This window comes from Micromonospora sp. NPDC048830, from assembly GCF_043198215.1.
GTDB lineage: Bacteria > Actinomycetota > Actinomycetes > Mycobacteriales > Micromonosporaceae > Micromonospora.
Map to the genome: position 1 here is coordinate 1 of NZ_JBICUP010000094.1, position 7,911 is coordinate 7,911.

At 73.3% G+C, this 7,911-nt stretch carries 7 protein-coding genes; 3 read left to right on the forward strand and 4 right to left on the reverse strand.

All coding sequences use genetic code 11. The annotated features are described in order from the left end of the window. The first annotated feature begins 89 nt into the window (after nt 1-89). Nucleotides 90-530: a carboxymuconolactone decarboxylase family protein gene (locus ACGFIZ_RS33715; RefSeq protein WP_393427258.1), complete on the forward strand. Its 441-nt coding sequence runs from the start codon at nt 90-92 to the stop codon at nt 528-530. Between the two features lie 60 nt (nt 531-590). Here the strand turns inward: ACGFIZ_RS33715 and ndk are convergent, their stop codons facing one another. Further along, the gene (ndk, locus tag ACGFIZ_RS33720) at nt 591-1,016 is read right to left on the reverse strand and encodes a nucleoside-diphosphate kinase (RefSeq protein WP_393427261.1); all 426 of its coding nucleotides are present in this window, start codon (nt 1,014-1,016) and stop codon (nt 591-593) included. 143 nt (nt 1,017-1,159) lie between these two features. On the opposite strand from ndk, the gene ACGFIZ_RS33725 reads away from it, so the two are divergent. Next, on the forward strand, nt 1,160-2,431 hold the full coding sequence (locus ACGFIZ_RS33725) for a VOC family protein (RefSeq protein ID WP_393427264.1): 1,272 nt from the start codon (nt 1,160-1,162) through the stop codon (nt 2,429-2,431). 57 nt (nt 2,432-2,488) lie between these two features. On the opposite strand, the gene ACGFIZ_RS33730 is transcribed toward ACGFIZ_RS33725, so the two are convergent. The 3 genes from ACGFIZ_RS33730 to ACGFIZ_RS33740 form a co-directional block, all read right to left on the reverse strand. Continuing rightward, on the reverse strand, nt 2,489-2,902 hold the full coding sequence (locus ACGFIZ_RS33730) for a DUF4233 domain-containing protein (RefSeq protein ID WP_393427267.1): 414 nt from the start codon (nt 2,900-2,902) through the stop codon (nt 2,489-2,491). Next, nucleotides 2,899-4,170: a bifunctional folylpolyglutamate synthase/dihydrofolate synthase gene (locus tag ACGFIZ_RS33735; RefSeq protein ID WP_393427274.1), complete on the reverse strand. Its 1,272-nt coding sequence runs from the start codon at nt 4,168-4,170 to the stop codon at nt 2,899-2,901. Before ACGFIZ_RS33735 ends, ACGFIZ_RS33730 begins: the two co-directional genes overlap by 4 nt. Nucleotides 4,171-4,238: 68 nt before the next feature. After that, nucleotides 4,239-6,857 carry a valine--tRNA ligase gene (locus ACGFIZ_RS33740; protein WP_393427270.1) on the reverse strand — a complete coding sequence of 873 codons (2,619 nt, stop codon included), beginning with the start codon at nt 6,855-6,857 and terminating at the stop codon, nt 4,239-4,241. Between the two features lie 69 nt (nt 6,858-6,926). Between ACGFIZ_RS33740 and ACGFIZ_RS33745 the strand changes: the two genes are divergently transcribed. Then, nucleotides 6,927-7,610: a hypothetical protein gene (locus ACGFIZ_RS33745; RefSeq protein WP_347670625.1), complete on the forward strand. Its 684-nt coding sequence runs from the start codon at nt 6,927-6,929 to the stop codon at nt 7,608-7,610. Nucleotides 7,611-7,911: the final 301 nt, after the last annotated feature.

Here is a 7,911-nt window from a genome sequence, read left to right on the forward strand (position 1 = left end):
GGCGGCGAATGGGCTATCCCTGACCTGCTCCGCAGGGGTTCCGTTTCCTCCCCACGGCTAAAGCCGGGGGTTTCCACGGAAGACATTCGATGAGTCGGATCGACATGGCGGCGCTGGCGCCGGAGGCGTTGCAGGCGGTGCTGGGGATGGAGAAGTACGTCCGGGCGAACGTCGAGCACACCGTGCTGGAGCTGGTGAAGCTGCGCGCCTCGATGCTGAACGGCTGCGCGTACTGCGTCGACCTGCACACCCGGGACGCCCTCGCGGCGGGCGAGTCCAGCCGGCGGCTGTTCGCCGTGGCCGCGTGGCGGGAGGCGCCGTTCTTCGACGAGCGGGAGCGCGCCGCCCTGGCGCTCACCGATGCGGTCACCCGGCTCGGCGAGCACGGGGTGCCCGACGACGTCTGGGACGCCGCCGCGAAGGTCTGGTCGGAGAAGGAACTCGCGGACCTGGTGGTGGCGATCGCCACGATCAACGTGTGGAACCGGGTCGCCGTGACCAGCCGGACGCAGCCCCCGGCGCAGGTGTGACGGCGGGGCCGCCGGGCCGGGTGGGTCGATCAGTCGGCCACCGGCCGGCGGCCCGTGGGGTCAGCCCAGCTCGGGGAACCAGAGCGCGATCTCGCGCTTGGCGCTGTCCACCGAGTCGGAGGCGTGCACCAGGTTCTCGCGGTTCGACAGGGACAGGTCGCCGCGGATCGTGCCGGCGGCGGCCTTGCGGCCGTCGGTGCTGCCGATCATGCCCCGCACCACCTCGATCGCCTGGTCCCCGGAGAGCACCAGGGCGACCAGCGGCCCGCCGGTCATGAACGCCTTCAGCGGCGGGTAGAACGCCTTGTCGACGTGCTCGGCGTAGTGCTGGTCGGCGAACTCGCCGTCCATGGTCCGCGACTGCATCGCGTCGATCCGCAGGCCCTTACGCTCGAAGCGGGACAGGATCTCGCCGACCAGGCCACGGCGAACCGCGTCGGGCTTGATCAGCACGAGCGTGCGCTCGTCCGGGCTGCTGCTGGACACGCTGGTTTCCTCCTGTGCGCGGAATCCGGTTCGGCTGGGTACGGTCAGCCTATCGACCCGGTCCCGGCGCCGGCGCGGCGGCTGCTTCTTCCCCCGCTCGCCCCTCCGGCCTAGCCTGGCCCTTGACCCCTGGGAGGTCCACTGTGGCGAATGGCGGGAGCCGGCCCATCGCGCCGGTACGCAAGCTCATCGCAGCCGTGCTGGGCACCGTGGCGACCTTCGTGCTGCTGTTCGGGCTGGGCATGACGAGTTGGGCGATCGTGGCGCTGGGCGCGGCGCTGCTGGTGCTGGCGATCGCGCTGGCCACCGTACGCGGCGGCGGCCGTACCTGGGTCGTCGGCGTCGGCCACGTGCACAGCACCTCCGAGCCGCCCACCGCGTACGCCTTCGGCCGCTGCGAGCTCCAGATCGTCATCGACGCGCCGGGGCTGCCGCCGAGGTCCAAGAAGCTCATCGAGCCGCGGGTGCCGGTGGCGAAGTGGCCCTCGGTCGGGCAGACCCTCCCGATCCGGGTGGCCCTGGACGACCAGCGGCACGTCCGCGTCCTCTGGGACGAGGTGCCCACCCACACGGAGACGGCCGCCGCCGCGGCGGCCGACCTGCCGCCCGAGTACGCCGGGGCGGAGCCGATCGACGAGCTGCTCATCCAGCAGGAGGCCCCGCCGTGGGCCGACCGCCCGGACGACGACTTCCACGACGACCTGCGGGACGCGCCCGCGCCCGAGCCGCTGCGCGACGACCTCGGGCCGCTGCCGGAGCAGCGGGAACCGGTCGTGGTGCACCAGCGCCCGGGCGGCCCGGTCGTGCTGGAGGGCACCGTGGTGGAGCCCGCCGCGGGCCCGCTGCCCCGCCGCGCCACCACCCCGGGCCCCCGCCCGCCCGCGGAGGAGCGGTTCGACGACGCCCCGGCCGACCCGATCGACGTGCCGCTGGACGACCCGACCCGGCAACCGGAGCCGGAGCTGCGCGCCGACCAGCTGGACGAGGCCATCTTCGGCTACGACCCGGAGGCCGAGCCCGTCGACGCCGCGGCCGGGTTCAGCGGGGTCGGCATCACCATGCTGGTCACCCGGCTGGACCGCGCACTGGAGTTCTACCGGGACGTGCTCGGCTTCGAGGAGGTCGACCGGGGCTCCGGCAACGCCGTGCTCGCCTCCGGGGCGACCCGGCTGGTGCTCCGCGAGGTCACCGGCGCCGCCCCGATCAGCCGCCGCCTCGTGCACGTCAACCTCGAGGTCGACGACATCCAGGGCGCGTACGAGCGGCTGCGCGACTCCGGCGTCCGCTTCACGTACGCACCCCGGGTGGTCAACCGGGGCAGCAGGCTGGAGGTGTGGGCGGCGGCCTTCCGCGACCCGGACGGCCACGGCGTCGCCCTCACCCAGTGGCGTACCCGCGCCGACGCCGACGCGTGAGGAAGGGGCCCCTGTCGACGCGTTCCGCGTGGCAGGGGCCCCTTCTGGCCTCCCGGCTCAGCCGAGGATCACCCGCCGCACGTGCAGCGCGTACGCCCAGACGAGCGAGAAGATGACCCCCAGCGCGAACAGCGACCAGTGCAGCAGGCCCGAGAGCAGCAACGCCCCCTGGAGCACGGTGCCGGCGTGCCAGGCCCACGGGCGGCGCATCATGCCGGCGAGCACCACCGCCGCCACGGCCAGCGTCACGATCGCCGCGATGGCGGCCCCGCCCAGCTCCCCGCCGACCAGCCGGATCGGCTGGATGGCCAGCAGCAGCACCAGCGCCTCCAGGGCGAGCGTGCCCGCGCCCAGGCCGCGCACCGCCCCCGCCGGATTGCGCAGCCCGGAGCGCCGCTGCCCGGGCGCGCCGTCCCCGCCCTCGCCCACCGGCCCGCCGGCGGCAGGACGGTCGTCGTCGGGGCCGGTCATCGCTTGAGCAGCCGGCGGGCGTCGGCCACGGTCACCACCGACCCGGTGATCAGTACGCCGACCCCGGCCAGCTCGCCGGGCACGTCGGTCTCGGCCTGCGCCACCGCCGCCTCGATCGCGTCGGGCATCTCCTCGGCCACCTCCACCCGGTCCGGCCCGAAGACCTCCCGGGCCAGCGCCGCGAGCTCGTCGGCCGGCATCGCCCGCGGCGAGCTGTTGCGGGTCACCACCAGCGAGTCGAGCACCGGCTCCAGCAGCTCCAGCAGGCTGGCCGCGTCCTTGTCGCCGAGCACGGCGAGCACGCCCACCAGCTTGGAGAACGCGAACTCCTCCTGCAACGCGGCGACCGTGGCGGTCATCCCGTGCGGGTTGTGCGCGCCGTCGAGCAGGATGGTCGGCGCGGTGCGCACCTTCTCCAGCCGGCCGGGCGAGCTGGCCGCGGCGAAGCCCTCCCGTACGGTCTCGACGTCGAGCTGCCGCCGCGCCCCCGCCCCCAGGAACGCCTCCACGGCGGCGAGCGCCACGGCCGCGTTCTGCGCCTGGTGGGCGCCGTGCAGGGGGAGGAACACCTCCTCGTACACCCCGCCGAGCCCCTGGATGCTCAGCACCTGGCCGCCGACGGCCACGGACCGGCGCAGCACGCCGAACTCCGAGCCCTCCCGGGCGATGGTGGCCCCAACCTCGGCGCAGCGTTCCAGGATCGGCCGGGCGGCCTCCTCCTCCTGCGCCGCGCAGATCACCGTGGCGCCCTTGTGGATGATCCCGGCCTTGTGCAGGGCGATGTCCTGGAGCGTGTCGCCCAGCCACTCGGTGTGGTCCAGCCCGATCGGGGTGAGCACCGCCACCCCGGCCTGGACCACGTTCGTCGAGTCCTCCGCGCCGCCCAGACCCACCTCGACGACGGCCACGTCCACGGGGGCGTCCGCGAACGTCGCGAACGCCAGCGCGGTGGTCATGTCGAAGTACGTCAGCGGCTCGGCCGACCGCTGGTCGACCAGCTCGGCCAGCGGGGCCACCTCGCGGTACGCGGCCACGAAGCGTTCCTCGCTGACCGGCTCGCCGTCCAGGCTGATCCGCTCCCGCACGGTCTCCAGGTGCGGGCTGGTGTAGCGGCCGGTGTGCAGCCCGAACGCCCGCAGCAGCGAGTCGATCATCCGGGCGGTCGAGGTCTTGCCGTTGGTCCCGGTCAGGTGGATCGACGGGTACGCCCGCTGCGGGTCGCCGAGCAGGTCCAGCAGCGAGGAGATGCGGTCCAGTTCGAAGACCATGCGGGTGAACCCGCGCGCCGCCAACTCGGCGTCGACGGCGGCGAACTCCGTACGGTCGGTGCGGTCGGTCACGAGGGCAGCGCCTCCAGTGCGGCGTCGATACGGACCAGGTCGGCCTCGGCGGTGGCGAGCCGGTCCCGGATCTTCGCGACCACCGGCTCCGGGGCCTTGCCGACGAACGCCGGGTTGTCGAGCTTGGCCCGGGCCTGGGCGACCTCCTTCTCGGCGGCCGCGCGGTCCTTGGTCAACCGGGCCCGCTCCGCCGCCACGTCGATCGACCCCCGGGTGTCCAGCGCGACGCTGACCGCGCCGGGCATCGCGAGGGTGGCGCTGGCCTGGAAGTCGTCGCCGCCCTCGTCCAGCCGCGCCAGCGAGCGGATCAGCCGCTCGTGGCCCGCGACGCCCGCGCCGGCCAGGCCGTCGAGCCGCGCCGCCACCCGCTGGGTGGGCCGCAGACCCTGGTCCGACCGGAACCGCCGGATCTCGGTCACCACCCGCTGGACGGTGCCGACCTCGGCCTCCGCGGCGTCGTCGACAAGCGTACGGTCGGCGACCGGCCACGCGGCGGTCAGCACCGTCTCCCCGCCGGTGAGCGCGGTCCACAGCTCATCGGTGACGAACGGGATCACCGGGTGCAGCAGCCGCAGCAGCTGGTCCAGCACGTGCCCGAGCACCCGGCGGGTGGCGTCGGCCGCGGGGCCGCCCTCGGCGAGCACCGGCTTGCTCAGCTCCACGTACCAGTCGCAGACGTCGTCCCAGGCGAAGTGGTACAGCAGGTCGCAGACCTTCGCGAACTCGTACGCCTCGAACTGCTCGTCCACCTCGGCGGCCACGTGCGCCAGGCGGGACAGGATCCACCGGTCCACGGTCGAGAGCCGCTCGGCCGCCGGCAGCGGCCCGTCGGTGTGGGCGCCGTTCATCAGCGCGAACCGGGTGGCGTTCCAGAGCTTGTTGCAGAAGTTGCGGGAGCCCTGGCACCAGTCCTCGCTGACCGGCACGTCCTGGCCGGGGTTGGCGCCCCGGGCGAGGGTGAACCGGGTGGCGTCCGCGCCGAACCGGTCGATCCAGTCCAGCGGGTCGACCACGTTGCCGAACGACTTGGACATCTTCTTGCCGTGCTCGTCGCGGACCATGCCGTGCAGGGCGACCACGTCGAACGGCTGCACGCCGTCCATCGCGTACAGGCCGAACATCATCATCCGGGCGACCCAGAAGAAGAGGATGTCGTAGCCGGTGACCAGGACGCTGGTCGGGTAGAACTTCGCCAGGTCCGGGGTCTGCTCCGGCCAGCCGAGGGTGGAGAACGGCCACAGCCCGCTGGAGAACCAGGTGTCCAGGACGTCCTCGTCCTGGTGCCAGCCCTCGCCGGTGGGCGGCTGCTCGTCCGGCCCCACGCAGACGATCTCGCCGTCCGGGCCGTACCAGACCGGGATGCGGTGCCCCCACCACAGCTGCCGGGAGATACACCAGTCGTGCATGTTGTCGACCCAGGCGAAGTACCGCTTGGCCAGCTCGGCCGGCTCGATCTTCACCCGGCCGTCGCGGACCGCGTCCCCGGCGGCCCTGGCCAGCGGGCCGGTCCGGACGAACCACTGCAGCGACAGCCGCGGCTCGACGGTCGTCCTGCACCGCGAGCAGTGCCCCACCGCGTGCACGTACGGCCGCTTCTCGGCCACGATGAGCCCCTGCTCACGCAGCGCGGCGACGATCGCGGGCCGGGCCTCGTACCGGTCCAGGCCCTCGAACGGGCCGGGCGCGGTGATGACGCCCCGCTCGTCCATGATCGTCAGCGAGGGGAGGTCGTGTCGCTGGCCGATCTCGAAGTCGTTCGGGTCGTGCGCCGGGGTCACCTTGACCATGCCCGTGCCGAAGCTCGGGTCGACGTGCTCGTCCGCGACGATCGGGATGCGCCGGCCGGTGAGCGGCACGGCGACCTCGGTGCCGACCAGGTGCCGGTACCGCTCGTCGTCCGGGTGCACCGCCACGGCGGTGTCACCGAGCATCGTCTCGGCGCGGGTGGTGGCCACCACCACCTCGTCGCTGTACCGGATGGAGATCAGCTCGCCGTCGTCGTCGGTGTGCTCCACCTCGATGTCGGACAGGGCGGTGAGGCAGCGCGGGCACCAGTTGATGATCCGGTTGGCCCGGTAGATCAGGCCGTCGTCGTACAGCTTCTTGAACATCGTCTGCACGGCCCGGGACAGGCCCGCGTCCATGGTGAAGCGCTCGCGGTCCCAGTCGACCGCGTCGCCGAGCCGGCGCATCTGGCCCAGGATCGTGCCACCGGACTCGGCCTTCCACTGCCACACCCGCTCGATGAACTTCTCCCGGCCCAGGTCGTGGCGGGACAGGCCCTGTCCGGCGAGCTGCCGCTCGACCACGTTCTGGGTGGCGATGCCGGCGTGGTCCATGCCGGGCAGCCAGAGCGCCTCGTACCCCTGCATCCGCTTACGCCGCACCAGCGCGTCCTGGACGGTGTGGTCGAGGGCGTGGCCCATGTGCAGCGAGCCGGTCACGTTCGGCGGCGGGATGACGATGGTGAACGGGGGCTTGTCGCTCTGCGCCGACGCCCGGAAGTGGCCGGCGGCTACCCACTGCTCGTACCGTCGCTGCTCTACCTCGCCGGGCTGGTACTGGCCGGCAAGGGTCGGGGCGTCGGGGCGTCGGGCATCCAGGTTCTCGGTCACCCTGAAAGTCTACGGAGCGCTTCGGCGGACCCGACGTGCGCCACCTGTCCTTCGCGTACGGTGTCGGCTATGTCCGACGCGCATCTCACCGGGCGTTCGCTCGCCGACGAACCGGAGCCGATCGACCTCACCGAGGAGCCGATCCAGCTCAGCAACCGGGACCCCGGGGACGAGGACGGGAAGCGCCGCCCCTGGTCCCGGCGCCGGCGGATCGTCCTGGGGGTGATCCTGGTCGCCGGCCTCGCCGGCGTCGGTGCGCTCGGCACCGCCGGCTGGCGGGTGGCGCAGCAGAAGGACGCACGGCTGACCGCCCCGGACACGGTCGCCGGCCTGCGGCGGGACGACAGCGAACGCGCCCGGAGCACCGCCGACTACCTGCGCGACGGCCTGGCGGCCGACATCGAGCTGGATCGCAGCTTCGGCACGGTCTACCGGGACCCGGCGGACGAGAAGCGCTCGGTGCTCGTCTTCGGCGGCACCACCCTGCTCTGGCAGCCGGAGCGCGACCTGGACACGCTGTTCCGCCTCCTGGCCGACGAGACGGGGAAGGTCACCGGGGTGCACCGGGTCCCGGCCGGCCGGTTCGGCGGCGTGATGAAGTGTGGGACCACGAGCGGCGACGGGGGCGACTTCGCGGTCTGCGGCTGGGCGGACCACGGGAGCGTCGCCATGGCCATGTTCCCCAATCGCCCCGTGGACGCCTCCGGCGAGTTGATGCGCCGGCTCCGCGAGGGCATCCAGACCCGCTCCTGAGGCGCTCCCAGCTGGACGTGTCCACCGGGGCCGTCCGTCCGCCCGGGGGTTGAGGCGGTGTGCGCCGCGTCCGGGGTGCCGCCGTCCGTCCGGCGATGGGCTGCCCCGACCGCGGGGCAGCCCTGTGTCTCCTCCGACTGCCGGCCGGAGACGACGTAGAGGAGTCCGGTGCCCCCGGGTCGAGCGTCCGCGGCTTCCGCGGTCGGGGGCTTACGCGGTCGGGAAATGGTTCCGGAAATGCGTTCAGGGCCACCCCAACCGGGGTGACCCTGAACGAAAGAATGTCCGGCGGTGTCCTACT

Excerpts from the sequence above, each read along its gene's own strand:
- ACGFIZ_RS33715 (WP_393427258.1), top strand. The coding sequence starts at position 90 with ATGAGTCGGATCGACATGGCGGCGCTGGCGCCGGAGGCGTTGCAGGCG.
- ACGFIZ_RS33745 (WP_347670625.1), top strand. The coding sequence starts at position 6,927 with ATGTCCGACGCGCATCTCACCGGGCGTTCGCTCGCCGACGAACCGGAG.
- ACGFIZ_RS33735 (WP_393427274.1), bottom strand. The coding sequence starts at position 4,170 with ATGGTCTTCGAACTGGACCGCATCTCCTCGCTGCTGGACCTGCTCGGC.
- ACGFIZ_RS33730 (WP_393427267.1), bottom strand. The coding sequence starts at position 2,902 with ATGACCGGCCCCGACGACGACCGTCCTGCCGCCGGCGGGCCGGTGGGC.